This is a genomic window from Micromonospora globbae (genome assembly GCF_003610785.1).
Taxonomy (GTDB): domain Bacteria; phylum Actinomycetota; class Actinomycetes; order Mycobacteriales; family Micromonosporaceae; genus Micromonospora; species Micromonospora globbae.
Genome location: NZ_RAQQ01000008.1, coordinates 17,247 through 43,565 on the forward strand (window position 1 = coordinate 17,247; position 26,319 = coordinate 43,565).

22 protein-coding genes are annotated in these 26,319 nt (G+C 74.8%); 4 read left to right on the forward strand and 18 right to left on the reverse strand.

Annotated features, from left to right (window positions below; genetic code table 11):
• Window positions 1-26 precede the first annotated feature (26 nt).
• The 10 genes from D7I43_RS12695 to D7I43_RS12740 all read right to left on the reverse strand — a co-directional run bounded on the left by D7I43_RS12695 (window position 27) and on the right by D7I43_RS12740 (window position 13,570).
• Entirely contained in the window at window positions 27-1,733 is a 1,707-nt protein-coding gene (locus D7I43_RS12695) for a glycosyl hydrolase (protein ID WP_120328679.1), read from the reverse strand.
• Window positions 1,734-1,877: 144 nt separating this feature from the next.
• The gene (locus D7I43_RS12700; protein ID WP_120328680.1) at window positions 1,878-2,702 is read right to left on the reverse strand and encodes a shikimate dehydrogenase; all 825 of its coding nucleotides are present in this window, start codon (window positions 2,700-2,702) and stop codon (window positions 1,878-1,880) included.
• Window positions 2,702-3,898 carry an endolytic transglycosylase MltG gene (gene mltG / locus D7I43_RS12705; protein WP_120328681.1) on the reverse strand — a complete coding sequence of 399 codons (1,197 nt, stop codon included), beginning with the start codon at window positions 3,896-3,898 and terminating at the stop codon, window positions 2,702-2,704. The genes D7I43_RS12700 and mltG overlap by 1 nt, the downstream gene beginning before the upstream one ends.
• Entirely contained in the window at window positions 3,898-4,356 is a 459-nt protein-coding gene (gene ruvX / locus D7I43_RS12710) for a Holliday junction resolvase RuvX (RefSeq protein ID WP_120328682.1), read from the reverse strand. The genes mltG and ruvX overlap by 1 nt, the downstream gene beginning before the upstream one ends.
• A gap of 67 nt (window positions 4,357-4,423) precedes the next feature.
• The gene (alaS, locus tag D7I43_RS12715; RefSeq protein WP_120328683.1) at window positions 4,424-7,102 is read right to left on the reverse strand and encodes an alanine--tRNA ligase; all 2,679 of its coding nucleotides are present in this window, start codon (window positions 7,100-7,102) and stop codon (window positions 4,424-4,426) included.
• The gene (locus tag D7I43_RS12720; protein WP_120328684.1) at window positions 7,099-7,404 is read right to left on the reverse strand and encodes a hypothetical protein; all 306 of its coding nucleotides are present in this window, start codon (window positions 7,402-7,404) and stop codon (window positions 7,099-7,101) included. The genes alaS and D7I43_RS12720 overlap by 4 nt, the downstream gene beginning before the upstream one ends.
• Before the next feature lie 33 nt (window positions 7,405-7,437).
• Entirely contained in the window at window positions 7,438-7,899 is a 462-nt protein-coding gene (locus D7I43_RS12725; RefSeq protein ID WP_120328685.1) for a DUF948 domain-containing protein, read from the reverse strand.
• Between the two features lie 152 nt (window positions 7,900-8,051).
• Window positions 8,052-8,672, reverse strand: a complete 621-nt coding sequence (locus D7I43_RS34260) for a hypothetical protein (protein ID WP_120328891.1) — start codon at window positions 8,670-8,672, stop codon at window positions 8,052-8,054.
• A 2,969-nt stretch (window positions 8,673-11,641) separates the two neighbouring features.
• Window positions 11,642-13,282, reverse strand: a complete 1,641-nt coding sequence (locus D7I43_RS12735) for a replication-associated recombination protein A (protein ID WP_240032935.1) — start codon at window positions 13,280-13,282, stop codon at window positions 11,642-11,644.
• A 75-nt stretch (window positions 13,283-13,357) separates the two neighbouring features.
• Window positions 13,358-13,570 carry a hypothetical protein gene (locus tag D7I43_RS12740; RefSeq protein WP_120328686.1) on the reverse strand — a complete coding sequence of 71 codons (213 nt, stop codon included), beginning with the start codon at window positions 13,568-13,570 and terminating at the stop codon, window positions 13,358-13,360.
• Window positions 13,571-13,698: 128 nt separating this feature from the next.
• Here D7I43_RS12740 and D7I43_RS12745 point away from each other — a divergent pair, with 128 nt between their 5' ends.
• The gene (locus D7I43_RS12745; RefSeq protein ID WP_120328687.1) at window positions 13,699-14,439 is read left to right on the forward strand and encodes a GNAT family N-acetyltransferase; all 741 of its coding nucleotides are present in this window, start codon (window positions 13,699-13,701) and stop codon (window positions 14,437-14,439) included.
• A gap of 64 nt (window positions 14,440-14,503) precedes the next feature.
• On the opposite strand, the gene D7I43_RS12750 is transcribed toward D7I43_RS12745, so the two are convergent.
• The 5 genes from D7I43_RS12750 to D7I43_RS12770 all read right to left on the reverse strand — a co-directional run bounded on the left by D7I43_RS12750 (window position 14,504) and on the right by D7I43_RS12770 (window position 20,637).
• Window positions 14,504-15,925: an MFS transporter gene (locus D7I43_RS12750; RefSeq protein ID WP_120328688.1), complete on the reverse strand. Its 1,422-nt coding sequence runs from the start codon at window positions 15,923-15,925 to the stop codon at window positions 14,504-14,506.
• Entirely contained in the window at window positions 15,922-16,521 is a 600-nt protein-coding gene (locus D7I43_RS12755; RefSeq protein ID WP_120328689.1) for an ArsR/SmtB family transcription factor, read from the reverse strand. The genes D7I43_RS12750 and D7I43_RS12755 overlap by 4 nt, the downstream gene beginning before the upstream one ends.
• A gap of 172 nt (window positions 16,522-16,693) precedes the next feature.
• Window positions 16,694-17,506: an SDR family oxidoreductase gene (locus D7I43_RS12760; RefSeq protein WP_120328690.1), complete on the reverse strand. Its 813-nt coding sequence runs from the start codon at window positions 17,504-17,506 to the stop codon at window positions 16,694-16,696.
• 139 nt (window positions 17,507-17,645) lie between these two features.
• On the reverse strand, window positions 17,646-19,451 hold the full coding sequence (gene aspS, locus D7I43_RS12765; RefSeq protein ID WP_120328691.1) for an aspartate--tRNA ligase: 1,806 nt from the start codon (window positions 19,449-19,451) through the stop codon (window positions 17,646-17,648).
• Window positions 19,452-19,590: 139 nt separating this feature from the next.
• The gene (locus D7I43_RS12770; RefSeq protein ID WP_120328692.1) at window positions 19,591-20,637 is read right to left on the reverse strand and encodes a S1 family peptidase; all 1,047 of its coding nucleotides are present in this window, start codon (window positions 20,635-20,637) and stop codon (window positions 19,591-19,593) included.
• Window positions 20,638-20,890: 253 nt separating this feature from the next.
• Between D7I43_RS12770 and D7I43_RS12775 the strand changes: the two genes are divergently transcribed.
• Complete coding sequence (locus D7I43_RS12775; protein WP_120328693.1) at window positions 20,891-21,721, forward strand: GDSL-type esterase/lipase family protein; 831 nt, start codon at window positions 20,891-20,893, stop codon at window positions 21,719-21,721.
• A 153-nt stretch (window positions 21,722-21,874) separates the two neighbouring features.
• On the opposite strand, the gene D7I43_RS12780 is transcribed toward D7I43_RS12775, so the two are convergent.
• Window positions 21,875-22,351 carry a winged helix-turn-helix transcriptional regulator gene (locus D7I43_RS12780; protein WP_120328694.1) on the reverse strand — a complete coding sequence of 159 codons (477 nt, stop codon included), beginning with the start codon at window positions 22,349-22,351 and terminating at the stop codon, window positions 21,875-21,877.
• A 56-nt stretch (window positions 22,352-22,407) separates the two neighbouring features.
• On the opposite strand from D7I43_RS12780, the gene D7I43_RS12785 reads away from it, so the two are divergent.
• Complete coding sequence (locus D7I43_RS12785) at window positions 22,408-22,923, forward strand: PaaI family thioesterase (protein WP_120328695.1); 516 nt, start codon at window positions 22,408-22,410, stop codon at window positions 22,921-22,923.
• Between the two features lie 124 nt (window positions 22,924-23,047).
• On the opposite strand, the gene hisS is transcribed toward D7I43_RS12785, so the two are convergent.
• Together hisS and D7I43_RS12795 are read right to left on the reverse strand one after the other, a co-directional pair.
• The gene (hisS, locus tag D7I43_RS12790) at window positions 23,048-24,376 is read right to left on the reverse strand and encodes a histidine--tRNA ligase (RefSeq protein WP_120328696.1); all 1,329 of its coding nucleotides are present in this window, start codon (window positions 24,374-24,376) and stop codon (window positions 23,048-23,050) included.
• Between the two features lie 55 nt (window positions 24,377-24,431).
• Window positions 24,432-25,151: an MBL fold metallo-hydrolase gene (locus D7I43_RS12795; protein WP_120328697.1), complete on the reverse strand. Its 720-nt coding sequence runs from the start codon at window positions 25,149-25,151 to the stop codon at window positions 24,432-24,434.
• A gap of 262 nt (window positions 25,152-25,413) precedes the next feature.
• Here D7I43_RS12795 and D7I43_RS12800 point away from each other — a divergent pair, with 262 nt between their 5' ends.
• Window positions 25,414-26,313, forward strand: coding sequence for a peptidylprolyl isomerase (locus tag D7I43_RS12800; RefSeq protein ID WP_120328698.1), 900 nt, complete (start codon window positions 25,414-25,416; stop codon window positions 26,311-26,313).
• The last annotated feature ends 6 nt before the right edge of the window (window positions 26,314-26,319 follow it).

The window sequence follows — 26,319 nt, forward strand, 5'->3', positions numbered from 1 at the left end:
ACGGACCGGCGACCACGGGCCGGCGGTCAGCGGCTCCCCGGCGTCGGCTGCCTCAGGTGGTCGTCCCGACCGGCGCGGATGAACCCGGCCAGCGCGGAGGCGTCGTGGTTCATCGTCATGTCGCAGGTCGCGGTGGTGGTCGTCATGCCGGCGGAGTTGAAGTAGACGGCGGCCTTGATCTTCGGGTGGGCCTTGAGGGCGGCCGGGAACTCCTCGAACCACCGCCGCTTGGCCGTGGGGTCCGCGGCGTCGACGTTGGTCCCGAACTCCGCGAGCATCCGCGGCTTGCCGGCCCCGATGCCGTGCTCGTCGAGCCAGCGGTAGAACGGGCCGATGGTCTCGCTCGGGCTCTTCCACACCCGGCTGCCGTTGCAGGCGTGGAAGTTGTACGGGTCGTAGGCCACCCAGTCGACGTACCGGTCGCCGGGGTACAGCCCGGCGTACCGGTCGTAGTGGCCGGACCAGCCCATCATCGTCCAGACCCAGACCGCGTTGTCCGCCCCGGCCGCGGCGAAGCGGTCGTGGACGTACCGCCAGGCGCGGACGAAGTCGGCGTCGCTGCCCTTGGCCGGCTCGTCCTCCGGCTCGTGGTCGAAGCCGAGGAACACGGGAACACCGGTGTCGCGGATCCGGGCCGCGACCGCGTCGATCGTCGCGTCGTACCGTCCGCCGTAGACGTCGGCCCAGGTCAGCACCGTGCCGCTGGAGAAGATGCGGGACTCCCACGCGAAGAAGAGCAGGCGACCCTCGCGCATCTGCCGGCGCTCGTACACGTCGGGGAAGGCCCCGTTGCTGCCGGTGTTGGAGAAGTCGTGGTAGCGGTGGACGATGTCGAACCGCCGCCCCACCTGCGCCTCCACGTCGTCGACGGCGCGGCCGTGGTCCCAGCCGATCGCCGCGCTGGCCGGCGCGTACATGCCCCACCAGGCGCCGCAGGAGGGGACGAGTTTCGCCGACACCTCGCCGCAGCCGGTCGGGCCGGCGGGCGGGCTCTGCGCGGGCCGTGGCGCGGCCGTGGTCGCCTCGACGGTGGGGGACGGTTCCAGCGCGGACCGTGCCGGGGCGGCGCTGGGCGACGGTGGCACGGCGGGGCGGGTCGTGGCCGCGGGCGACGGCGGGTCCCCCACGTCGTAGGTGACGAGCAGTCGAGGACGCAGGTCCGGGTCGCGGTTCTCCGTGGACGCCCAGTAGATCCGGGTCTCCAGGCCGGTCTGCGCCAGCGACACGGTGACCGTGCCGTTCCCCGTGACCAGGCCGGAGACGTCCCACTCGTTGAAGCCGGGCCGGACACCGGTCACGCGGTCCAGGGCGGGGCCCGGTGGCGCCGGGGCCGGGCGGGCCGCGGCGGCGTCGACCGGGGACGCGTGGGCGGTCACCGTGGCCGCGAACGCCCCCCAGGCGTACACCCGGAGAGTGGCGCGGACGTTGACGGCGGTGGCGGGCAGCGTGGTCACCGCGAACCGGATCACGGCGTCGCGGCCGCCCCGGGGGTTGCCGTCGCACCGGGCGGGGCAGGTGGCGAGGGTGGTCCGGACGGCGTTGTCCCCGTCCTCGGGCACGGTGGTGGCCGTGGTGTCCGCGACGGCCCGGATCGACACGTCGTCCGCGGCCACCAGCGGCAGCATCGTCGCCACGACGCCGGCGACCACCGCCGCGGCCAGTACGCCGAGCGCGGCGACCCGGCGCCGGCCGGCGCCGGTCCGGGGACGTCGGTGCAGTCCACGCCTGACCACGGGCAACTCCCTGTGTCCGCTGCGTCTACGCAGAGCAGCGTAACCACCTTCGCGGCGTGTCGCGGAGAGGGCACGGGCCGCCTAAGCGCGTCTTGAACCCCGGCTAAGGGAGCCCACAGTGGCCCGTCCCGGACGGCCGGGCGGTCAGCCCCGGCGGGCGGCGGCGAGCGCGGCGGCCATCGCGTCGCGCGGCGCCGGCACGCCGGTGAACTGCGCGAACTGGCCGAGCGCCTGGGCCAGCAGCAGGTCCAGCCCGGAGACGATCCGGCAGCCCGCGGCCGCCGCGGCGGTCGCCAGCGGCGTCGGCCACGGGTCGTAGAGCGCGTCGAAGAGCACCGTCTCCGGCCGCCAGGTCACGGCGTCGGCGAGCGGGTCGGCGGCCCCCTTCGGCACGGTCGAGACGACCACGTCGGCGTCGAGGTGCGCGGCGGCGTCCGCCCAGTCGGCGCCTCTCACCGGCACACCGACCGCGTCGGCCACGGGGCGCAGCCCGTCGACGGCGGCGGCCCGGCGGGCCACCACGGTCACCGTACGGGCGTCGAGGCGGGCCGCGGCGGCCAGCGCCGCCCGGGCGGTACCGCCGGCGCCGAGGACGGTCACCCTCGCGCCGGGCCGCACCCCCGCCCCGGCGAGCACCTCCACCATCCCGGTCACGTCGGTGTTGTCGGCGTACCACGAGCCGTCCGGCCGGCGTACCAGCGTGTTCGCCGCACCGACCGCGACCGCGACCGGCGAGGCGGCGTCGGCCACCGCGAGCGCCGCCTCCTTGCCGGGCATGGTCACCGACAGCCCGGCCCACTCCGGGCCCAGGCCGGCGACCAGCCCCGGCAGCTCCGACTCCGCGCACTCGATCCGGGTGTACGACCACCCGGCCAGCCCCGCCGCCGCGTAGCCGGCGTTGTGGATCACCGGGGAGAGGGAGTGCGCGATCGGCTTGCCGACCACCGCCGCCCGCCGTGGCCGCGTCATCAGATGATCCCGGCCTCCCGGGCCTTGGCCTCGTTGCGCTGGTGCTGCTCGTACGTCTCGGCGAAGGCGGAGTGCCCCTCCTTGTCGATCGCCACGAAGAACAGCCACTTGCCGGGCGGCGGGTCCATGGCCCCCGCCATGGCCTCCTTGCCCGGGTTGTTGATCGGGGTGGGCGGCAGACCGCGCAGCTTGCGGTTGTACGGGTTCTTCGGGTCGTCGAGTTCGGCGTCGGTCATGTCCTTGGACGCCTTGGTCGGCTTCCCGATCAGCTCCAGGTAGTAGTTGACCGTGACGTCCATCTCCAGACAGCCGCACGGGAACTCGCCGTACACCCGGTTGTAGGCCACCCGGGCGACCTTGCCGAGGTCGTCCTTGTTGCCGGCCTCGGCCTGCGCGAGCGACGCGACGACCAGCGCCTCGTACGGGGTGATGCCGCCGCGCTCCTTCTGCACCCGGTCGGCGAACTCCATCTGCCCCGTGACGGTGAGGAAGTTCTCCACCATGAGCTTGAGGATGCTCTCGGCCGTGGCCTTCGGCGGGATCTCGTAGGTGTCCGGGTAGAGGAAGCCCTCGATCGACGGCTTGACCTTCTTGCCGTCGCTGCGCTTGAACCACCAGTCCGGCACGCCGAGCCCGATGGGGTCCTTCGCGGCGGTCTCGAACTCCTTGACCGGGATCTTCGTCTTCTCCGAGAGCAGCTTGTACACGTTCTTGGCCGTGCGGCCCTCGGGGATGGTGACGCCGTTGACGATCCGGTTCTTCAGGTCGAGCAGCGCGTTGACCGCGTGCGCCCCGCTCATCTGCTTGCGCAGCTTGTAGGTGCCGGGCTGGATGTTCCGGCTGCGGGAGTTGTCCGCGGCCGCCTCGACGAACGCCTTGGCGCTCTTCACGACCCCGGCGGCGTAGAGGGTGTCCGCCATGTCGGCGATCAGCGCGCCCTGCTTGATCTCGACCGTGACCTCGACGGTCCCGGCGCCCTCGTAGTCGGGGGTGACGAAGTAGTTCTGGATCCGGTCGAAGCCGTAGAACGCGCCCCCGCCGATGCCGCCGAGCAGGACCAGGGCGAGCAGCAACGCGAGGACCGTCCGGCCCCGGCCGCCGCCCTTGCCGTTGCGTTTGCGGACGTAGCTGCGCCGGTGCCGCCCCTTCTCCCCCCGATCCGCCTCATCGAAGCCCAGGTCGAGATCGTCGATCATTACGTCCGCCTCCGCTGCGCGTCCAGCCAGCTCTGCAGGATCTCCACCGCGGCGGCCTGGTCGACCACCGCGCGTTGGCGTTTTCCTCGGACACCACGTTCGGCCAGCCTACGAGAAGCCACGACCGTCGACATCCTCTCGTCGGTAAGCGTTACCGGCACCGGCGCTATCACATCGGCCAGTCGCTCAGCGTACGCCTTCACCTGCACCGCCGCCGGTCCGTGACGACCGGCGAGGTCGACCGGGAGCCCCACGACGACCTCCACCGCCTCGTGCTCGGCGACCAGGGCGGCGAGCTCTGCCAGGTCGCTGGGGACCGCGTCCGGCGCCGCCGTGCGGTCGCGGGCGAGCGTCACCAGCGGGGTGGCCAGCACCCCGTGCGGATCGGAGCGGGCGACGCCCACCCGGACCTGCCCGACGTCCACGCCGAGGCGGACACCCCGCGACGGTCCGGTCACCGGACGTCCCGGGCGAGACGGGCCAGGGCGGACCGGGTGGTCCGCCCTGGTCGCAGATGACCGCGCATCACGCCTCGGCGATCGCCTTCTCGACGGTCACGAGCAGGTTCGGCGCCTCCGCGGCCGGCAGGCCGCCGCCCTGGGCCAGGTCGGGGCTGCCACCGCCCCGCCCGGAGAAGGCCGCCTTCACCAGATCCGAGGCGGCCAGGCCCCGGGAGCGGGCCGCCTGGTTCACGGCGACCACCAGCGACGCCTTGCCGTTGTTGCGGGCCGCCACGGCCACCACCGCCGGCCGCGCCGGGTCCATCTTGCCGCGGATCTCCTGGGCGAGGGTCCGCACGTCGTTGCCGGCCGCGCCCTCGGGCGCCTCGGTGCCGACGTACGCGACCCCGCGCACGTCCCGGGCCTGGGCCGCGAGCGCCCCGGCCCCGCCCAGCACCAGCTGGGCCCGCAGCTTCTCCAACTCCTTCTCGGCGTCGCGCAGCTGGGTGACGGTCTGCTCCACCCGGTCGGCCACCTGGTCGGACGGCACCCGGTAGAGCTCCGCGAGGCGGGAGACCAGCAGGTGCTCGCGGGCCAGGAAGTTGAACGCGTCCATCCCGACCAGCGCCTCGACCCGGCGTACGCCCGAGCCGATGGACGACTCGGAGAGGATCTTCACGAGACCCAGCTGCGCGGACCGGGCCACGTGGGTGCCGCCGCACAGCTCGCGGGCGTAGTCACCGACCTCGACGACCCGCACCTGCTCGCCATACTTCTCGCCGAACAGCGCCATCGCCCCGATCCGGCGCGCCTCCTCCAGCGAGGTGATGAAGGCGTGCACCTCCAGGTCGGCCAGGAGCACCTCGTTGACCTGCTGCTCCACGTCACGCAGGACGCTCGGCGCCACTCCGGTCGGGGTGTTGAAGTCGAAGCGCAGCCGGCCCGGCGCGTTCAGCGACCCGGCCTGCGTGGCCGACTCGCCGAGGAAGTTGCGCATGGTCTGGTGCACCAGGTGCGTGGCCGTGTGCGAGCGGGAGATGGCCCGCCGCCGGCTCGTGTCGATCTCGGCGAAGCCGGTCTCGCCGGGGCGCACCTCGCCCCGGACCACCCGCGCACGGTGCACGATGAGGCCGGGCACCGGCTGCTGGACGTCGAACACCTCCAGCTGGCCGCCGCCCACGGTGATGAGCCCCTGGTCGGGCTGCTGACCGCCGCCCTCCGCGTAGAACGGGGTGGTGTCGAGCACCAGCTCGACCGTCTCCCCCTCGACCGCGCCGCCCAGCGGGCCGGCCGCGCCGAGCAGCGCCCGGATCCGCGACTCGCGGGACACCTCGCTGTAGCCGGTGAACTCCACCGGGCCGCCCGCGTCGAGCACCGCCCGGTACGCGGACAGGTCCGTGTGCCCCGTCTTGCGCGCCTGCGCGTCCGCCTTCGCCCGGGCCCGCTGGTCGGCCATCAGCCGGCGGAAGCCCTCCGCGTCCACCTGGAGGCCCTGCTCGGCCGCGATCTCCAGGGTGAGGTCGATCGGGAAGCCGTACGTGTCGTGCAGCTGGAACGCCTTCTCGCCGGAGAGCGAGCTGCCCCCGGCGGTGCGGGTCTCGGCGATCGCCGCGTCGAGGATCGTGGTGCCCGCCCGCAGCGTGGACAGGAACGCGTCCTCCTCGGCGTACGCGTAGTCGGCGATCCGGTCGAAGTCGGCGGCCAGCTCCGGGTAGGACGGCGCCATGCAGTCCCGGGCCACCGGCAGCAGCTCGGGCAGCGCCCGGTCCTGCCAGCCGAGCAGCCGCACGGCGCGGATCGCGCGGCGCATGATGCGGCGCAGCACGTAGCCGCGCCCCTCGTTCGACGGGGTCACCCCGTCGCCGATGAGCATGAGCGCGGTGCGCACGTGGTCGGCCACGACCCGCAGCCGCACGTCGTCCGGGTGCGACTCGCTCGCGACGTGGCTCGGGTTGGCGCCGTACCGCTTGCCGGTCAGCTCGGCCGCCCGGTCCAGGATCGGCCGGACCTCGTCGATCTCGTAGAGGTTGTCGACGCCCTGCAGGATCGAGGCCATCCGCTCCAGGCCCATGCCGGTGTCGATGTTCTTCGCCGGCAGCTCGCCGAGGATCGGGTAGTCCTCCTTCGTGGTGCCCGGACCCCGCTCGTACTGCATGAAGACGAGGTTCCAGAACTCCATGTAGCGGTCCTCGTCGACCGCCGGGCCGCCCTCGCGCCCGTACTCCGGGCCGCGGTCGTAGAAGAGCTCCGAGCAGGGGCCGCACGGGCCGGGGATGCCCATCGACCAGAAGTTGTCCGCCTTGCCGCGGCGCACGATCCGCTCGGCCGGCACCCCCACCGAGCGCCAGATCTCGAAGGCCTCGTCGTCGTCGAGGTAGACCGTCGGCCAGATCCGCTCCGGGTCGAGGCCGAAACCTCCCTCGGACTGCGGCTTGGTGACCAGGTCCCAGGCGAGCGGGATCGCCCCGGCCTTGAAGTAGTCACCGAAGGAGAAGTTGCCGTTCATCTGGAAGAACGTGCCGTGCCGGCTGGTCTTGCCGACCTCGTCGATGTCCGGGGTGCGGATGCACTTCTGGACGCTGACCGCCCGCTTGTACGGCGGGGTCTGCTGACCCAGGAAGTACGGGACGAACTGCACCATGCCGGCGTTGACGAACAGCAGGTTCGGGTCGCTGATGGCGGGCAGCGGAGCGGACGGCACCACGGCATGGCCGTTGGCCTCGAAATGCGCGAGGTAGCGCCGCTTGATCTCCGCCGTCTTCATCGCTGGTGTTCCTCCGGAAAGATCTCTCGGTCGCCGATCCGCGGATCCTCCCGCAGGTCGGCGAACTGGTCGTCGAACGCCTCGCCCTGGGCGAACGCCTGGTGGATCTCCTGCTCGCGTTCGGCCATCCCGACCCGGACGTCCTCCACGAAGCTACGCAGCGACTCGACCAGACCGCCAGCAGATTGCGACAACGTGCTCGCGATGCCGGCCGGCGTGTACGACTGCGCCGTGCGGGTGGCCTTGCGGACCACCACGACACCGACGGCCAGCCCCACACCCAGCCAGAACAAGCGTCTCATGTTCCTCTGCACCTCCTGGTCGCGGCCGGCGGGTCAGCGGTCGCGGCGACGGGCGGCCCGCCGCTGCTGCTTCATGGCGTCGCGCACCTCACGCTCGGTCTCGGCGTGCCGGCGCGCCGCGGCCGCCCGGCGTACGCCGTAGCCGAACGCCGCCACCTTGACCAGCGGGTTCGCCGCCGCGGCCGAGACCACGGCGACGAGGTTGGCGACGTTGGCCGTGACGTTCTGGGCGTGACCGGTCATCGTGTCGACCTTCGCCAGCTGGAGGTTGACGCCGTCGAGGGAGGTCTGCACCTGCTCCAGCGTGGTGTTGACGTTCTTCACGGTGGTGTTCACGTCACCGAGCAGCGGACCCGTCCGGTCGTTCAGGTCGTTGATCATCCGGGTGGTGGCGTCCACGGTGTGCCGCAGCCGCAGGATGGGCAGGGTCAGGATCAACACCAGCATCGCGAACGCGATCGCCGCGATCAGCGCCGCGATCTCCAAAATGCCCACGCCTGTCCTCCTCAAGCAACCTTCAACCGAACCGGACGTTCCCGCCACCGCGCGACCGTCGTACCCACACCGCCGCTCGACGACCGTCACCGGTCAACGGGAGCAGGCGGGCCTGCCAGCCCCAGACCCTACCGTCCGTGATGGAAATCGGCTCACGACGGTGACGGTGTCGGGTCGCCCAGCGGGTCACCGGTCAGTGACGACAACGGATCGCCGGTGAGTGACGGATCAGTGCTGGGCAGTGGCCGGGTCCGCTCGTCGTCGATCGCGTTGCGGACCTTCACCGACACCAACGAGCCGGTGCACGTCCCCGCAGCGGCCGACGGATCGGGCGACGGCACGATGGCCGGTTCACCGTCGACCGGCGGCGGCACGCAGGCCGGCTCGCGTACCCACAGGTCGAGCGTCAGCTCGTCCTTGCGCCAGCAGGTGTAGCTGCCCTTCTGCTCCTCCTCCGGGCACCTCGCGACCTTCCACGACCGCCACCCGTCCTGTCGCAGCGCGTCCTGGAACACCTTCGCGGTCTCCTCCGGCGGCCGCTCCGACGTGATGGTGCGCTCGCGCAGCCGGCACTCGACGAGGCACCAGCGGCTGCCGCTGACGTCGTCGACGATCTTCACCTCCGCCCAGGCCGGCACCTCCAGCGCGTCGAGGGAGTCGAAGACCGGGTCGCGGCTGAGCGTACGGAAGCCGAAGTAGAGCGGGACGGCGCCGAGCAGGAGCAGGCTGACGAGCGCCAGCACGCCCATCCGCAGCCGGCGGCGCTCGCGCATCTGCCGGCGCAGCTCGGAGCGGGCACCCCGCAGGCCACCGGCGGAGGCGGCGGCCTTCCCGTCACTCCCGTCGCCCTCGTCGGCGGCCCGGCGCAGCGGCGGCGCCTCCGGCGGTTCGTGCGCCGGCGCGTCCGGTGCGGCCGGTGGTGCGACGGCAGCGGCGGCCCGGGCGACCACCGGCGGCTCCGCGGTGGGGATCGGCGACACACCGGACGGTTCGGGGCGGCCCGCGTCCCGCTGCGGCGGCAGCGCGCGGCCGGCGATCCGGTCCTCGGCGGGCGGGCGGGCGACGGCGCGTGCCGCCGCGACGGGGCCGGTCGGGGGCGGTCCGGCCACGGGCCGGCCCGGCTCGTCGGGTGCGGGCGGGCGGCCCACGCCGTCCGGGCCCCGCTCGGTGTCGGGGCGGGCCGCACCTCGGACCGGCGCGTCCGGCCGGGCGGCGCCCCGGGCGGGGCCGTCGACACCGGGCCGGGCCGCACCACGCGCGGGACCGGCCGGGATATCCGGGACGGGTCCGGTGCCGGGCTCGGCCGGCGGGCGGGCGGCGCCACGCGCCGGACCGGCCGGAACCTCCGGGCCGGGGCCCGTCACGGGATCCGCCGGCGGGCGGGCCGCACCACGCGCCGGACCGGCCGGAACCTCCGGGCCGGGGCCCGTCACGGGATCCGCTGACGGACGGGCCGCGCCACGCGCCGGACCGGCCGGAACCTCCGGGCCGGGGCCCGTCACGGGATCCGCCGGCGGGCGGGCCGCACCACGCGCCGGACCGGCCGGAACCTCCGGGCCGGGGCCCGTCACGGGATCCGCCGCCGGGCGGGCCGCACCACGCGCCGGACCGGCCGGCCCTGGGCGGACCGTCGGGTCGGGGCCGGGGCGGGCCGCGCCGCGCACCGGGCCGTCCGGCGAGGTGGGGCGGCGCGGCGCGCCGGTGGGATGGCCGCCGGTGGGGTCGGCCAGCCCGTGGTCGGGGACGGCGTGCGGGTCGTCGAGCGGCCGGTGCGGCCCCACGGGCCCGTGCCGGCCGGCCCGCTCGTCGCGGCCCGGCTCGGGGGCACCGTGGCGAGCGCCGGTCGGCGCCTCGGGCGCGGCGCGGCGTGGACCGGTCGTCTCTCCGGTCGGCTCCGGCCCGGCGGCGCGGGCGCCCCGGCGTCCCGTCGACCGCGGCGCGGCCTGCTCGGGAGCGGGTGGGACGAGCCCCGGGGCCGGACGCCGCCCGGTCGACCGGTTCGGCGGCGGCGCCGGCGTCTCCCTGTCCCGGTCGACGATCGGCAGTTTGGGGTCGGTGTGCGGCAGCCGGCCCGCCTGCCGCAGCCAGTCGGCCGGGCGCTCGGGTCGCTCGCCGCGGGACGCGCCACCCGCGTCGGTACGCCGGTGCGGGCCGGGCTCCGCCTCCTCCGCCGCCCGGCGGCGGCCCGGGACGGAACCCGCACCGTCCGGGATCGCGGGTGGAGCCTCCGCGCCGACGTGGCGGTGGGCCGCGGTGTCCTGCTCGTCCGGGGCCGCCCGTCGGCGGCGTCCACCGCCCGTGCCCCGGTCGGTCGTCTGGTCTGGCGAGGCCGGCACCGGCGGGGCGTTGCCGCTCGCCGGCACCGGCACGTCCGGCTCCGGTGCGCGTCGGCGCCCGCCCGCGGACGGGGTCGGGTCGGTGGCGCCGGGCAGAGCCGGATCGGCCGGCCCGCGCCGGCGCGGGTTCGCCCGGCGTCCCGGCTCGGCGGCCGGGTCGGGTCGCGGTGCGCCGGCGGGCGGCAGACCGGCCGGCGGCCGGTCCGGTCCGGCGATCGGCGCGCCGGGGACGGTCGGGTCGACCGGCTGCTCCTCACGCCCACGGCCGGTGGCTCGGGCGCGACCGCCGGGCCGGCCGCCGGGCGCGTCGGTGGGCGGGGTCGGTGCCGGCCCGGCACGCCGGCCGGTCGCCTCCGGCCCGGGCGGCGGCATCGGAGGTACCCCGGCGCCGGGCGCACGGGGGTGGTCGACCGGGGCGCCCGAGGTGGGCGGCGTGCCGTACGGGCCGGCGCGGTGGGGGCCCTCCGGGTCACCGCCGGCCGGCCGGGGGCCCGAGCGGGGCCGTGGACCGGCCGGGCCGCCGGAGGTCGGCCGGGCGCCGGGGACTGGACCGGCTGGCGCACCGGAGATCGGCGGGGCACCGGGCGGCACGGCGCCGGGGACCGGACCGGCCGGAGCACCGGAGGTCGGCCGGGCGCCGCGCGGCACCGGGCCGGCCGGGCCACCGGAGGTCGGCCGGGCACCGGGCGGCACGGCACCGGGAACCGGACCGGCCGGAGCACCCGAGGTCGGCCGGGCACCGGGCGGCACGGCACCGGGAACCGGACCGGCCGGAGCACCCGAGGTCGGCCGGGCCCCGCGCGGAACGGCCGCCGCGCCGGAGACCGGCGGCGCCGGCGGACCCGCGGGACCACCCGAGGTCGGCCGGGCGCCGGGCGGGGCCGTGTGCGGATCCACCGGGCCCGAGGGGGCCGGGCGGGGGCCCGGGGCCGGCGCGGCGGCGCGCCGGCCGGGAGCGGCCGGGGGCACGCCCGGGGCGGCCGGGGGCACGCCGGCAGCCGGTGGTCGCGGCTCCGGGCGGCGGCCCGCCGGGGGCGGCTCGGGCGCACCGGGCCACGGCCCCTCGACCGGGCGCGAGCGGGGCGGGTTCTCCGGGCCGGGGCGCACCGGAGGCGCGGCGGGCGGCAGCCCGGGGCCACCGGGGTGCGGCGGCGCGTCCGGGGCCGGCCGGGAGGCAGGCGTCGGGGCGCCGTGCGGCGCCGGTGGCGCGACGGGGTCCGGCGAGTCGGGCCCCAGTTCGACGCGCTGCTGCTTGGCGGTCCGCAGGTCGTCGATCCAGCCGAACTCCTCGCCGCCGGCCACGTCCTCCGGCTCGGCCTCCGCCCGGCCCCGACCCCAACGGCGGCCCTTGGCGCGGGGATCGCGCCGCTCGTCCGGGCCGTCCTCCGGTCGCTCACCACGCGATCTCACTGATGACCCTCTCCGGCGGCGTCCCTGCCGCCCTCCTCCGTCGCGCCGGCGTCACGCGAGCCCGCCGGTCGACCGCCGTTGCCCGCTGCCGGCCCCCGCCCCGCCGAGGCCATCGAGGGCTCACGCGCGACCCGCGTCCCGTCGGCCGGCGGGTCGTTCCGTGTCCGCGGCGCCTCGTCCGACCCTGTCGACGCCATCCCCTCGGCGGTCGGCGGACGGCTCGCCGCCGTCTCGGCCTCCTGCGGTCGGGTCGCCGGGGCGGGCAGGCCGCGCACGATCCGGCGCAGCAGGGGCAGCCGGGCGGCCACCGACCGCTCCGCGCCGTGCTGGGTGGGCTGGTAGTAGTCGGCACCCACCAGGTCGTCGGGCACGTACTGCTGGGTGACCACACCGCGCTGGTCGTCGTGGGGATAGCGGTACCCGGCCCCGTGGCCGAGCCCCCGCGCACCGGAGTAGTGGGCGTCGCGCAACGCGCGCGGCACGGGACCGCCGCGCCCGGCCCGCACGTCGGCGATCGCCGCCCCGATCGCGGTGGTCGCCGAGTTCGACTTGGGTGCCGTCGCCAGGTGGATCACCGCCTGGGCGAGGTTGAGCTGGGCCTCGGGCAGTCCCACGTACTCCACGGCGTGCGCCGCGGCGGTCGCCACGCTCAGCGCGCTCGGGTCGGCCATGCCGACGTCCTCGCTCGCGAAGATCACCAGCCGGCGGGCGATGAACCGGGCGTCCTCCCCGGCCACGAGCATCCGCGCCAGCCAGTGCAGCGCGGCGTCCACGTCCGAGCCGCGCATGCTCTTGATGAACGCGCTGACCACGTCGTAGTGCGCGTCGCCGTCGCGGTCGTAGCGCACCGCGGCCACGTCCACGGCCTGCTCGGCGGTGCTCAGGTCGATGCGCCCGGCGCCCAGCGCGGTGGCCGACGCCGCGGCGGCCTCCAGCGCGGTCAGCGCCTTGCGGACGTCGCCGGCGGCCAGCCGGACGAGGTGGTCCTCGGCGGCCGGGTCCAGGGTGAGGGCTCCGCCGAGACCCCGCTCGTCGGCGACCGCGCGGCGCAGCAGGCCGCGGACCGCCTCGTCGTCCAGCGGCTGGAGGGTGAGCAGCACGCACCGCGACAGCAGCGGCGAGATGACCGAGAAGTACGGGTTCTCCGTGGTGGCCGCCAGCAGGGTGACCGTGCGGTCCTCGACGGCGGCGAGCAGCGAGTCCTGCTGGGTCTTGCTGAACCGGTGCACCTCGTCGATGAAGAGCACCGTCTGCGGGCCGCCGCTGCGGCGCTGCCGGCGGGCCGTCTCGATCACCGCCCGGACGTCCTTGACGCCGGCGGAGAGGGCGGACATGGCGACGAACCGGCGGTCGGTGGCCCGGGCGACCAGGTGGGCGATGGTGGTCTTGCCGCTGCCCGGCGGCCCCCAGAGGATGACCGACAGGGGCGCCCCGCCGTCGACGAGCTGCCGCAGCGGCGCCCCCGGGGCGAGGAGGTGGTCCTGCCCCACCAGCTCGTCGAGGCTCGTGGGGCGCATCCGGACGGGCAGGGGCGAATCCGGCCCCACCGCCGTGAAGCCGTCGGCGCCGCCGGAACCCGCGGGGGCGCTGGGCGCCCCGGCGGGTTCGCCGAGGGTGAAGAGGGCGTCGGACTCCATCACGAGAACAGTACCGGGCCGGGCTCGCGGCGCCGGAATCGCGCCACGGCCCGACCCGTCGATGATCGGTTCCGGTCAGCCCCGCCCGGGGCGACGGCCGTAGTACCAGCGGCCGCGACCGCTGCCGCCCGGTCCCCGGCCGACCCCGGCCAGGTAGAGCGCGAGCGGCAGGAGGCCGATGAGCACGAGGGTGTTCCAGTTGAACAGGTCCGGTGCGCCGAAGTTGGTGTTCATCAGGTCGAGCAGCAGGGCGAAGCCGAAGACGATCGCCGCGAGGATGGCGAGCATGGTGGTCCTCCGGTGGGGGTGGCCAGTAGGTCGCCCGGGATGTACCCGATCGGTCCGATCGTCAATCTCCACGGTGGACGCCGAGGGCCGACCGGAGCACCCGCACGCGCGGCTCCTAGGCTGACGGCATGATCATCGCCGACCAGGTTCTGCACGGTCGGGACGCCGTCCTGGCCGCCACCGGCCGCCACCCGTACGCCCTGCACTCGCTGTGGCGCGACAGCGAGCCGCGCGCCTACCGGCGCGACGGCGCCGTGGTGTGGCTGTTGCCCCCGGGGCAGGGGCCGGCCGCGGCGGCGATCGGCGCCGCCGGACCCGCGCTGGAGGTCTGCGCGTCGCTGGTCGCCGACGGGGTGCTCACGTCCGGCGACCGGCTGAACCTGCCCCGGTTCGCGCCCGAGGAGGCGGCGGGCCGGCTGGCCGTCGCCGACCGCGCGGACTGGTACTTCCTCTGGACCACGACCCCGCCGCCCCGGCAGCCGGGCGAGGAGCGGGTGGTACGGCTCGGCGAGGCCGACCATCCGGCGCTCAGCGCGCTGATCGACGAGGCTTTCCCGACCACCACCTCCCGTCCCGGTGACCCGGGGATCGTCGACTGGTACGGCATCCGCGACGGGGACCGGCTGGTGGCCTGCGGGGCGGACCGCAGCCGGGGTGACGTCGGCTTCCTCGCCGGCCTGGCCGTCGCGCCGGCCGAGCGCGGGCGCGGCCTGGGCGCGGCGCTCACCGCCGGGATGGCCCGGGCGCTGTCCGCCCGCCACGGGCACGTCGCGCTCGGCGTCTACCCCACGAACGTCGGCGCGATCCGCCTCTACCGGCGGCTCGGCTTCACGAACACGCTGCACCGCACGTCCGTACGCCTCGCCTGAGCGCGCACGCGGGGCCCCTGCTCCGCCCGGAGCAGGGGCCCCGCCGCGCCTCGGTCCGGCTGCCTCAGCCGGCCGGCCCGCTCGGCTGCGCCGCCCCGGTCGGCAGCCCCACCTCCGGCCCGGTCGGCTGCGCCGCCTCGGTCGGCCTTCCCGCCTCCGGCCCGGTCGGCAGGGCCGCCCCCGTCGGCCCCGCCGGCTCCGCGACGGTGGGCTCCGATGTGGCCGCGGCGGGTCCGTCCGGCGCCACTGCGGCACGCCGGTCCGCCCGCCACGCGGGCAGGTAGAGCGGCGCGGCGAGGGCGAGCACCACCGCGCCGACCAGCATGGCGGCGGTGACGCTGACCGCCTCGGCCAGTGCGGTGAGGCCCACGGCGCCGATGGCGAACCCGGGCTGGCCCATCATCGAGTTGAGCGAGATGACGCTGGTGCGGTAGGGGCCGTCGACCTGCCGGTGCAGGAGCCCCATGTGCAGCGGGTTGGACGCCCCGTGCACGGTGTAGCAGGCGAGGTAGGCGACCAGCACGCCGACCGGGCCCGCGAACAGTCCCATGCCGACCACGGTGACTCCCTGGAGGACGCGCATCAGCGCGGCGCTCGGCGCGGCGCCGAGCCGGCGCAGCAGCAGCGGGGTGAGCGCGGCGCCCGCCGCCTGGGCCAGCCACGCCGCCGAACTCGCGGGCCCGAGCAGCGACGCCGCCCGCTCCGCGCCGCCGACCACCTCGGACAGGCGGATCGGCAGCAGGGACTCGAAGGTCACCATGCCGAAGCCCCAGAACAGCTCGACGGCCACCAGCGCGAGCAGCACCCGGGACCGGCGCAGCAGCCCGACGGCCTGCCCGACCATCCGGGGCGCCTCGACGACGGACGTCCGCAGCGCGCCGCGGCCCCGGGCGGGACGGACCTCGGACAGCAGCAGGAGCAGTGCCACGAGCGCCACCGCCTGGAGCGCCACGGCCACCAGGACCGGCACGGTGAGCGCGCTGACCGGCCCGATCGGACCGAGCGCCACCAGCCCGCCGCCGATCAGCGCGCCGGCGCCGATGGCCACGCCGATGACGGTGCCCGCGTACCCGAGGCCCGCCTCGTACTTCGCGTCCGGGTCGGCGGCGAGGGTCGCGTCGACGTACCAGGACTCCAGGGGACCGCTGTCGAGCGCCCGGAAGACGCCCTGCAGGGCCCAGACCACGAAGAAGAGCGCGAACGAGTCGGCCACGCTGAACAGCAGCAGCGAGGCCAGGTTGACGATCCAGGCCACCACCAGGACCGGCCGCCGGCCGAGGGCGTCGGCGAACCCGCCCGTCGGCAGTTCGAGGGCCAGGACGACGAGGCCCTGGGCCACGGACACCAGGCCGATCTGCGACAGCGAGAGGCCGCGCTCCTGCATCAGCAGGATCATGACGGGGACCATGAGACCGGTGGGCAGCCAGCGCAGCCCGTGCAGCACGAGGAACCGGCGCCGGACCTGGCGTACGGACAGGGTGCTCATCGCTTCTCCTCCACCCGCGGGAACGCGGCCACGAAGACGTGGACGCTCTGGACGTCCGGCTCGTCGGACACCGGCTCGTGGCGGTACCGCATGAGCACCTGCCACAGCTCGTCGTTGAGCGCCCGCAGCCTCGCCGGCCCGAGGGTGAGCACCATGTCGCTCATGCCGGCGGCTTCACGCCACTCGGCCGAGTGGCCGGTGGCGACGGTCATCCACCGCTCGGCGCCCTCGACCATCAGCCGCACCTGCTCGGTCTGGATCCACTCCACCGCCGCCCGGGCGTCCGGGTCGTCGTCGAAGTCGGTGGGCTCGAAGTTGCTGATGTCGTGCGCCGCCCGCCACCACCGCTGGCGGCCGGTGCCGAGGTCGGGATCCTCGGCGACCAGCCCCACCTCGGCGAGCTGCCGCAGGTGGTAGCTGGTCGCCCCGGTGTTGGTGTCGAGCTTCTCGGCGAGCATGGTCGCCGTGGCGGGCCCGTCGACCCGCAACGTGCCGAGCAGCCGCATGCGCAGCGGATGGGCGAGGGCGCGCACCTGCCGGGCGTCGAGATGGACCTCGCGCGGGGCGGGTTCGCGGGTGTCGGGAGCGTCATGCATGCATGCACAATATCTGTGCACATAAACTGTGCACAAGAGTTGTGCATAAAGTTTGTGCATCCGTGGCCGGCGTGGATGGCGCGGGATCCTGGATCTGGCGGCCTCGGCGGCAGTGGGAGGCCCGCGCACCCCGGAGCGCGCGCGGTCGTCCGGTCTGCGCCAGGGCCGGCGGTCAGGCGGCGAGGAGTTCGCGGACGCCGCGCAACCGCGTCCGCAGCAGGCCGGCGGCGCGGGTCACGTCGAGGCGTACGTCGGTGGGGCGCAGCAGGCCCGACGCGGCGCTGGTGGTCGTCTTCACGGCGCCCGGGTCGAGCCCCTCCCGGCGGGCCACCAGCAGGCCGATGTCGGCGCGGCTGACCGGGTCGGGACCGGCCACGTTGAGCGGGCCGGCGTAGTCGCTGGCGATGAGTTCGCGTACGGCGGCGGCGAGGTCGGTCACGTCGATCGGGCAGCGGATCTCGTCGGTGAACAGGGCGGCCCGCCCGGCGAGGGCGTCCCGGCAGAGCTGGATCTGCTTGCTGCCCTCTCCGAGGATCAGCGAGGTGCGCACCAGCACGGCGCCGGGGTCGACGGCCCGCACGGCCGTCTCGGCGGCCGCCTTCGCGGCACCGTACGGGTAGACCGGCGTCGGCGGCTCGTCGTCGGCGTACGGCTCGGGGCGTCCGGCGTGCAGCGCGTCGCTGGAGATGTGCACCAGCCGCGCCCCCACCTCGGCGGCGGCGTACGCGACGTGGGCGGCCCCGTCGGCGGTCACCGCCCAGTCCCCGTACCGGTAGGGGGTGCCGACGACCGCGGTGGGCCGCACCCGCGTGACCAGCTCGCGCACGGCGGCGCGGTCGGTGACGTCGAGCCGGTACGCCTCGACGCCGGGCACCCCGACGGCGCCCGAGTGGTACGTCCCGACGACCCGCTCCCCGGCCGCGACGGCCTGCCGGCACACCTCGCCGCCGAGGAACCCGCTGGCCCCCACCACGAGAATCGTCACGCCGCCCTCCGGTCACGACCGCCGCGAGCCCCGCGCCCGACGCCGTCGATCACGAGGTTAGCGGGCGGCCCGCCCGGGCGGCGCCTCGCCAACCTCGTGATCGACGCAGCGACACGGCACCACGACGCGACGGGAGCGGTCAGGTCGGGTCGGCGACCGGGGCGACCGGACCGGCCGTGCCCGTGTGCGGCGCCGCCTGCGGCTTCGGCTTCGCGTCGATGCCCGCCTCCGCGCGCTGCTGCGCGGTGATCGGCGTCGGCGCGCCGGTCAGCGGGTCGAAGCCGCCCCGCGTCTTCGGGAAGGCGATCACCTCGCGGATCGAGTCCGCCCCGGCGAGGAGCATGCAGACCCGGTCCCACCCGAAGGCGATGCCGCCGTGCGGCGGCGGGCCGTACTTGAACGCCTCCAGCAGGAACCCGAACTTGTCCTGCGCCTCCTCCGGCGTGATGCCGAGCAGGTCGAAGACCCGCCGCTGCACGTCACCCCGGTGGATACGGATCGAACCGCCGCCGATCTCGTTGCCGTTGCAGACGATGTCGTACGCGTAGGCGAGGGCCCGGTCCGGCGCCTCCTCGAACCGGTCCACCCACTCGGCGTTCGGGGAGGTGAACGGGTGGTGCACCGCCGTCCAGCCGCCCTCGTCGTCGCGCTCGAACATCGGCGCGTCGACCACCCAGCAGAACGCCCACGCGTTCTCGTCGACCAGCCCGGCCCGCTTGGCGATCTCCACACGGGCCGCGCCGAGCAGCTCCTGGGCCTCGCGGGTGTTCGTGCTCGCCGCGAAGAAGATGGCGTCGCCCGGGTTGGCGCCGACCGCGTCGGCGAGGCCGGCCAGGTGCGCCTCGGAGAGGTTCTTCGCCACGGGACCGCGCGGCTGGCCGGTCTCGGCGTCGAGCACCACGTACGCGAGCCCGCGCGCGCCGCGCGCCTTCGCCCAGTCCTGCCAGCCGTCCAGCTCCTTACGGGTCTGGCTGGCGCCGCCGGGCATGACGACCGCGCCCACGTACCCGCCCGCGTCGATGGCGCCGGCGAAGACCCGGAACTCGGTGCCGCGCAGGTAGTCGGTCAGCTCGGTCAGCTCGACGCCGTAGCGCAGGTCCGGCTTGTCGGAGCCGTACCGGGCCATCGCGTCGTGCCAGGTGATCCGCGGGATCGGCCGGGGGATCTCGTACCCGGCCAGGTCCGACCAGAGCTCCGACACGATCGCCTCGCCGAGGTCGATCACGTCGTCCTCGGTGACGAAGGACATCTCGATGTCGAGCTGGGTGAACTCCGGCTGCCGGTCGGCGCGGAAGTCCTCGTCCCGGTAGCAGCGGGCGAGCTGGTAGTAGCGCTCCATGCCGCCGACCATGAGCAGCTGCTTGAACAGCTGCGGCGACTGCGGCAGGGCGTACCAGCTGCCGGGCTGCAGGCGCACCGGCACCAGGAAGTCGCGGGCGCCCTCGGGCGTCGAGCGGGTCAGGGTCGGCGTCTCGATCTCCAGGAAGTCCCGCTCGTGCAGCACCTTCCGGGCCAGCTGGTTGGCCCGCGAACGCAGCCGCATGGCCTTCGCCGGCCCGCCGCGGCGCAGGTCCAGGTAGCGGTAGCGCAGGCGTACGTCGTCGCCGGCCTCCACCTGGTCGTCCACCGGCAGCGGCAGCGGCGCGGCCTCGGACAGCACCTCCAGCTCGGTGGCCGTGACCTCGACCTCGCCGGTGGGCAGGTCCGGGTTCTCGTTGCCCTCGGGGCGGCGGGTCACCTCGCCGGTGACCTTCACGCAGAACTCGTTGCGCAGCGCGTGGGCGTCCTCCTCGCGGAACACGACCTGGACCACGCCGGAGCCGTCGCGCAGGTCGACGAAGATGACGCCGCCGTGGTCACGCCGGCGGGCGACCCAGCCGGCGAGAGTCACCGTGGTGCCGGCGTCCGTCGCGCGCAGGCTGCCGGCGTCATGGGTACGGATCACGACTCGCGTCTCCTCATCTGCGGTACACGTCTGCTCCCCCGCATTCTGTCAGCCGCCCGGCGGGGACGGCCGGGGGGTGAGGAAGGCGCACGCGAGCGGGCCGCCGGAGGCGCTCCGGCGGCCCGCTCGTGGGTACGGATCAGAAGATGCTCACGCCGTAGGCGCTCAGCGCCTCGGTCACCGGCTGGAAGTAGGTGGTGCCGCCGGTGCGGCAGTTGCCGCTGCCGCCGGAGGTCAGGCCCAGGGCGGTGCTGCCGCTGAACAGGGAGCCGCCGCTGTCGCCGGGCTCGGCGCAGACCGTGGTGCGGATGAGGCCGGTGACGGTGCCCTCGGCGTAGTTGACCGTGGCGTTGAGCGCGGTCACCGAACCGCTGCGCAGGCCCGTGGTGCTGCCGGAGCGCTGCACGGACTGGCCGACGTACGCGTTGCCGGCGCCCGTGATGTCGCGGTAGCTGCCGTTGTAGAGGTAGACGTTGCCGGCCGCGTTGGCGGAGTTGCTGTGCCGGACGATGCCGTAGTCGTTGCCCGGGAAGCTGGACCCGGCGCGGGTGCCGAGCAGGTTCGTCTGGCTGGAGTTCGAGTACCAGCTCGAGGAGATGTTGGTGCAGTGCCCGGCGGTCAGGAAGTAGTAGGTGCTGCCGCTGCGGACGTTGAAGCCGAGCGAGCAGCGGCCGCCACCACCGGCGTAGATCGCCTGGCCACCGGAGATGCGGGTGCTCAGCACGCCGGCCTCGGACTCGATCCGCACGGCGCCGTTGGCCCGGGCCGCGGCCGCCTTGACCCGCTCCAGCTTGGCGCCGGTCACGGTGCTGTCGACGGAGACGACGACCTGGTTGGTGACCGGGTCGGTCCACCAGGCGGTGCCCGGGATGGTGACGCTGCGCTCCAGGTCGGCGGTGACCCGGGCCAGCTCGGCCGCGCCGCGCTGGACGATCTTGGGGGTCGCGCCGGCGGCACGGACCTGACGGGCGGCGGCCTCGTCGGTCACGGTCACGACCATCTTGCCGCTGGCGTCGGCGTACGCGCCGGCGGAGCGGTCGCCGAGCCGCTCGGAGAGGGTGGCGGCGGCGTCGGGGGAGGCGGCGGGGGCGGCCTGCGCCGGAGCGCCGATGAGCGAACCGGCGATCAGGGTTCCGGCCACGGCGACGGTGGCGGCGCGGCGGAGTGAGGACCTCGTGGGTCGCATGTAACAACCTCCAGGGAGGGGGCGACGGCCCGCACCAGGGGCGGCGGGGCCCGGGTACGCCCGGCCGAACTGGGGGAGTCGGCCGAACTCACTGAAGTATTCACATACATAAGATCCTAAGCAAGACTCCGCTTCGCCCTTTTCGCCCCGGCGACGGCGGTCACCGGCCGGAAACATTGTGGACACAGATGGCCGTCTATACCATCTGCTCACCGCACCTCTCCCCCACGGCAACCGCGACCCGGAGGCCACCATGTCCCCCATCCGGCACCTGCTCGCCCCGCTCGCCGCACTGACCGCCCTCACCCTGCTTCCCGCCGCCCCCGCCGTCGCCGACCCCGGCCCGCCGCCGAACGCGATGGCCAGCCTCGGCGACTCGATCACGCGCGGCTTCAACGCCTGCGGCTGGTACGTCGACTGCACCTCACGGTCGTTCAGCACCGGCGACAACTCCGCCGTCAACAGCCACTACCTGCGCATCCGCGCCGTCAACCCCGCCATCGGCGGCAACAACCACAACGACGCCCGCTCCGGCGCGAAGTCCGCCGACATGTACGGGCAGGCCGGCACCGCCGTCAGCCAGGGCGTCGGCTACGTGACCATGCTGATCGGCGCCAACGACGCCTGCACCAGCTCGGAGTCGAGCATGACCCCGGTGAGCACCTTCCGCGCGAACATCGACGCCGCGCTGAACCGGCTCCGGACCGGGCTGCCCGACGCCAAGGTACTGGTACTCAGCATCCCGGACGTCCACCGGCTCTGGTCGGTCGGCAAGGACAGCGCGAGCGCCCGCACCGCATGGTCGCTCTTCGGCATCTGCCAGTCGTTGCTGGCCAACCCGACCTCCACCGCCCAGGCCGACGTGGACCGCCGCAACCGCGTACGCCAGCGGGTCGTCGACTACAACACCCAGCTCGCCCAGGCGTGCGCCGCGTACGGGCCGAACTGCGACTTCGACGACAACGCCGTGTTCGGCTACCCGTTCACCCTGAACCAGCTCTCCGGCTGGGACTACTTCCACCCGAACGCCACCGGCCAGCAGGTGCTGGCAAACGTCTCGTACGCCGCCGGCTTCGGCTGGTGACCCGGCCCGGCGGGGCGGGCGTCTGAGCTCCGCCCCGCCGGCGCGGGGCGGGCGTGTCGGCCCGGTCCCGCCGGCCGACGACGATCGTCCCGCCGGCGCGGAGCGGGCGTGTCGGCCCGGTCCCGCCGGGCCAACGATCGCCCCTTGGCGTGGTCAGTCGACGCGGCGGCGGGCACCCGGGCCCGGCCGGGGCACCACGTCGCGCGGTGACGCCACCCGGTGCCCACGGTCGCAGTGCAGCTCGACGCGGACCTCGGCGCCGCAGTCCCGGTGCCCGACGCTCACCGGCGAGCCGTCCGGGTCGGCGAGGTAGCGGTCCCCCCAGCCCAGCACCGCCACGAGCACCGGCCAGAGGTCGAGGCCCTTCTCGGTCAGCCGGTACTCGTGCCGCACCCGGCTGCCCGGCTCCCGGTACGGCTCGCGGCGCAGCACCCCCTGCGCCACGAGCGACGCGAGCCGGTTGGTGAGGACCTGGCGCGGGATCCCGGTGCGTACGCGCATGTCGTCGAAGCGACGGATGCCGTTGAACACCTCGCGGAGCACCACGAGGGTCCACTTCTCGCCGAGGATCTCCATGGCCCGGGCGATGGTGCAGTTCTCCACCGACCAGTCCAGTGCCGTGGGTCTCATGGCCACCAGGCTAGGTCTCGTTGACAGACTCAGCAACGCGCTGCCAGGCTGAGTCCATGACGCAGACGCAGGACCCGACCCGCAGCCGCACGTTCTCCTGGTCCGACCCGACCGAGAACGCCGCACAACTCGGCCGGCGCAGTGGCCTGGAGCTGATCCGCGCGATGATCGCCGGGGAGCTCGCCGCGCCGCCGGTGATGCACCTGCTCGACATGTCCCGGATGACGGCGGACGAGGGTCGCGTCACCGTCGAGCTGGTGCCCCGGGAGTTCCACTACAACCCGCTCGGCACCGTCCACGGTGGCGTCATCTCCACGCTGCTGGACACCGCCGCGGGCTGCGCCGTGCACTCCACGCTGCCGGTGGGCGTCGGCTACACCTCGCTCGACCTGAACGTGAAGTTCCTCCGCCCGGTCACCGTCGACTCCGGCACCCTGCGCTGCGAGGGGACGGTGCTCCAGCGCGGCCGCCGTACGGCGCTGGCCGAGGCCCGCCTCACCGACGCGCGCGACCGCCTGGTCGCCCACGCCACAAGCAGCTGCCTCCTCTTCCCCATCCCCCCAGAGTCCTGACCCGCCCCGCCCCCGCCCCGCCCCGCCCCCCACCCCCGCGATCTTGCACTTTCGGCCCCTGTCTCGCGGCATATGCCCCGTTCGTCGGGGCACAAAGTGCAAGATCGCGGGGAGGGACGGGGGGTCAGCTCACGACGGGGTGTAGGTCCGTCGCGGGCGGGGTCCACGTCTCGGGGGTTGCCGGGGCCTGGTCGCCGGAGCGGATGTCCTTGACCTCGTCGGCCGCGCCGTCCGCACCCGGGAACCAGACGTACGGGATGCCCCGCCGCTCGGCGTACCGGATCTGCTTGCCGAACTTCGCGGCGCTCGGCGACACCTCCGTGGGGATCCCACGCCGGCGCAGCGCGTCCGCCACCCCGTTGCTGACCGCCCGCTGCTCCTCGTTGGTCACCGCCACGACGACGCAGGTCGGCACGTCCCGCGAGATCGACAGCCCGCCGGTGCCGAAGAGCAGACCGAGCAACCGGGTCACCCCGATCGAGATGCCCACCCCCGGGAACCGGACCGAGCCCGCGCTGGCCAGGTTGTCGTACCGGCCGCCGGAGCAGATCGAGCCGTACCGCTCGTAGCCGCGCAGCTGGGTCTCGTAGACCGTCCCCGTGTAGTAGTCCAGACCGCGCGCGATCCGCAGGTCGGCCACGCAGAGCCCGGGCGAGTGCGCGGCGGCGGTCTCCACGACCCGCACCAACTCCTCGATCCCCTCGTCCAGCAGCGGGTCGCTCACGCCCAGGGCGCGCACGGCGTCGGCGAACGAGGCGTCCGGGGCGGAGATCTCGGCGAGCGCCAGGCACGCCTTGGCCTGCGCCTCGCTCGCCCCGGCGGTCTGGGCGAGCAGCTCGGCCACCTTCGTCGGGCCGATCTTGTCGAGCTTGTCGACCGCGCGCAGGGCCGCCTCGGGGTCGCTGAGCCCGATGCCCCGGTAGAAGCCCTCGCAGATCTTTCGGTTGTTGACCTGGATCCGGACCTCGGGGATCGGCAGCGAGCGCAACGCGTCACCGATCACCAGCGGCATCTCCGCCTCGTGGTGCGCGGCGAGCGTGTCCCGGTCCACGATGTCGATGTCGGCCTGGACGAACTCGCGGTAACGGCCCTCCTGCGGCCGCTCCCCGCGCCACACCTTCTGGATCTGGTAGCGGCGGAACGGGAACTGCAGCCGGCCGGCGTTCTCCAGCACGTACCGGGCGAACGGCACGGTCAGGTCGAAGTGCAGGCCGAGCGCGTCGTCGCCGGCCGGCTCGTGCTCGTCGGCGTGCAGCCGCCGGATCACGTAGACCTCCTTGGAGGTCTCCCCCTTGCGCAGCAGCTGGTCCAGCGGCTCCACGGCGCGGGTCTCCAGCGGGGCGAAGCCGTACAGCTCGAAGGTGGCGCGGATGCGGTCGAGCACGAACTGCTCGATCATCCGCTGCGGCGGCGTCCACTCCGGAAAGCCGGAAATGGGCGTGGGCTTGCTCATGACGTACTCCTCGGGCGCCGCGCGGACCGCGCGGCGAGGTCGTGGGTCGCGGTCGTCACAGACCGCGGGTCGGTACGGCCGGGCTCGCGTCGCCGGACTCCGCCACCTCGATGAGGTACGGGTTGGTCGCGCGCTCACGGCCGATCGTGGTCGTGGGGCCGTGGCCGGGCAGGACGACGGTGTCGTCGGCCAGCGGGAGGATCTTGCCCCGCAGGCTGGCCAGCATGTCCCGCATGCTGCCGCCCGGCAGGTCGGTGCGTCCGATCGAGCCCGCGAAGAGCACGTCCCCGGAGAGGCAGATCTCGTCGGCCTCCCAGGGCGAGCCCGCGCCGGGCATCCGGAACAGCACCGACCCGCCGGTATGGCCCGGCGCGTGGTCGACGGTGATCTCCAGCCCGGCCAGCGTGAGGGTCGCGCCGTCGACGAGCTCGGCCACGTCCTCCGGCTCGGTGTACGGCAGCCGCCCGCCGAACAGCGCCGTGAGGTCGGCGGACAGCCCCTTGGCCGGGTCGGCCAGCATCTCCCGGTCGCCCGGGTGGATGTACGCCGTGATCCCCCGCGCCCCGCAGACCGGCGCCACCGAGAAGGTGTGGTCGAGGTGGCCGTGGGTGAGCAGGACGGCGGCCGGGTGCAGGCGGTGCTCGGCGAGCACGGCGTCGAGCCGGTCGAGCACGCCGATGCCGGGGTCGACGATCAGGCACTGTTCCCCCGGCGCCGGCGCCACCACGTAGCAGTTGGAGCCGAAGGCGTCGGCGGGAAAGCCGGCCACGAGCACGTCCGCTCCCCTTCCGTCGAGCTGCGGTGCGTCCCCCAGCAGCCTAACCGGCGCCGCGCGTCCCGTTCTGCGGACCATCCGTCCCGCGGTCCCCACGGGGCCCAGTGACGCGCTCCGATCGGGGGTGGCCGGACCTCGTACACCACATTCACAGCGTGTGGCCGTACACTCTGGCGGGCGTGTGGCGTGGCGCACTGGCCCGCACGGGCGCGAAGCGCCCCGCGACGCCGGTGACGACCAGGGTAGAGGAAGGGGAGCACGGGTGGCTTCCAGCAGGGACCGGCAGCGCAAACTCGCGCGGGCGAAGCTCGACCGGCAGATGGCCCGGCGGGCGGCCCGGGTCAGGCGCCGGCGGCAGATCCAGGCCGGCGTGGGCGTCGCCGTGGTGCTCGCGCTGATCGTGGTCGGGTCGGCCTGGGCGCTCGGCGCCTTCGACTCGGAGCCCGCGGAGGACACGGCCGCCGAGGACGTCTGCCTCTGGACCCCGCAGAACGCCTCCGCCAACACCAACCTCAAGGACGTGGGCACCCCGCCCACCACGGGGCTGCCGACCGACGGCACCCGGACGATGACCGTGACCACCAACCAGGGTGGGCCGATCACGGCCTCGCTCGACCTGGCCGCCGCCCCGTGCGCCGGGGCGAGCATCGCCCACCTGGCGAGCCGGTCGTTCTACGACAACACCAAGTGCCACGAGATCACGGCGGAGGGCGCGCTGCGCTGCGGCGACCCGAGCGGCACCGGCCTGGGCGGGCCGACGTACTCGTTCTACGACGAGAACGTGCCCGACGCCCCGGACCCGAGCCCGTCCCCCAGCCCGACCGGCAAGCGCCCGCCGGCGTACCCGAAGGGCACGGTCGCGATGATCGCCAACCCGCCGGGCGCCAACGGCAGCCAGTTCCTGCTCTTCTTCAAGGACTACGACCCGCCGCAGCCGACCTACCCGGTCATCGGGACCGTGACCGGCGGCCTGGACGTCCTGGAGAAGATCGGCACCCTGCCGACCGTGGACAATGGGTCGGGAGCCAAGGTCAAGCCCCAGACCGACGTGGTGATCCAGAGCCTCACGGTCGGCGAGCCGACCACCGGCGCGCCGGCCCCGACGCCGAGCGGCTCGGGCACCCCGTCGGGCGCCCCCTCGGCCAGCCCGAACGCCGGCTGACCCGAC

Excerpts from the sequence above, each read along its gene's own strand:
- D7I43_RS12700 (WP_120328680.1), bottom strand. The coding sequence starts at position 2,702 with ATGACGCGGCCACGGCGGGCGGCGGTGGTCGGCAAGCCGATCGCGCAC.
- mltG (WP_120328681.1), bottom strand. The coding sequence starts at position 3,898 with ATGATCGACGATCTCGACCTGGGCTTCGATGAGGCGGATCGGGGGGAG.
- alaS (WP_120328683.1), bottom strand. The coding sequence starts at position 7,102 with ATGAAGACGGCGGAGATCAAGCGGCGCTACCTCGCGCATTTCGAGGCC.
- D7I43_RS12720 (WP_120328684.1), bottom strand. The coding sequence starts at position 7,404 with ATGAGACGCTTGTTCTGGCTGGGTGTGGGGCTGGCCGTCGGTGTCGTG.
- D7I43_RS34260 (WP_120328891.1), bottom strand. The coding sequence starts at position 8,672 with ATGCGCGAGCGCCGCCGGCTGCGGATGGGCGTGCTGGCGCTCGTCAGC.
- D7I43_RS12735 (WP_240032935.1), bottom strand. The coding sequence starts at position 13,282 with ATGGAGTCCGACGCCCTCTTCACCCTCGGCGAACCCGCCGGGGCGCCC.
- D7I43_RS12740 (WP_120328686.1), bottom strand. The coding sequence starts at position 13,570 with ATGCTCGCCATCCTCGCGGCGATCGTCTTCGGCTTCGCCCTGCTGCTC.
- D7I43_RS12745 (WP_120328687.1), top strand. The coding sequence starts at position 13,699 with ATGATCATCGCCGACCAGGTTCTGCACGGTCGGGACGCCGTCCTGGCC.
- D7I43_RS12750 (WP_120328688.1), bottom strand. The coding sequence starts at position 15,925 with ATGAGCACCCTGTCCGTACGCCAGGTCCGGCGCCGGTTCCTCGTGCTG.
- D7I43_RS12755 (WP_120328689.1), bottom strand. The coding sequence starts at position 16,521 with ATGCATGACGCTCCCGACACCCGCGAACCCGCCCCGCGCGAGGTCCAT.
- D7I43_RS12770 (WP_120328692.1), bottom strand. The coding sequence starts at position 20,637 with ATGCGACCCACGAGGTCCTCACTCCGCCGCGCCGCCACCGTCGCCGTG.
- D7I43_RS12775 (WP_120328693.1), top strand. The coding sequence starts at position 20,891 with ATGTCCCCCATCCGGCACCTGCTCGCCCCGCTCGCCGCACTGACCGCC.
- D7I43_RS12780 (WP_120328694.1), bottom strand. The coding sequence starts at position 22,351 with ATGAGACCCACGGCACTGGACTGGTCGGTGGAGAACTGCACCATCGCC.
- D7I43_RS12785 (WP_120328695.1), top strand. The coding sequence starts at position 22,408 with ATGACGCAGACGCAGGACCCGACCCGCAGCCGCACGTTCTCCTGGTCC.
- hisS (WP_120328696.1), bottom strand. The coding sequence starts at position 24,376 with ATGAGCAAGCCCACGCCCATTTCCGGCTTTCCGGAGTGGACGCCGCCG.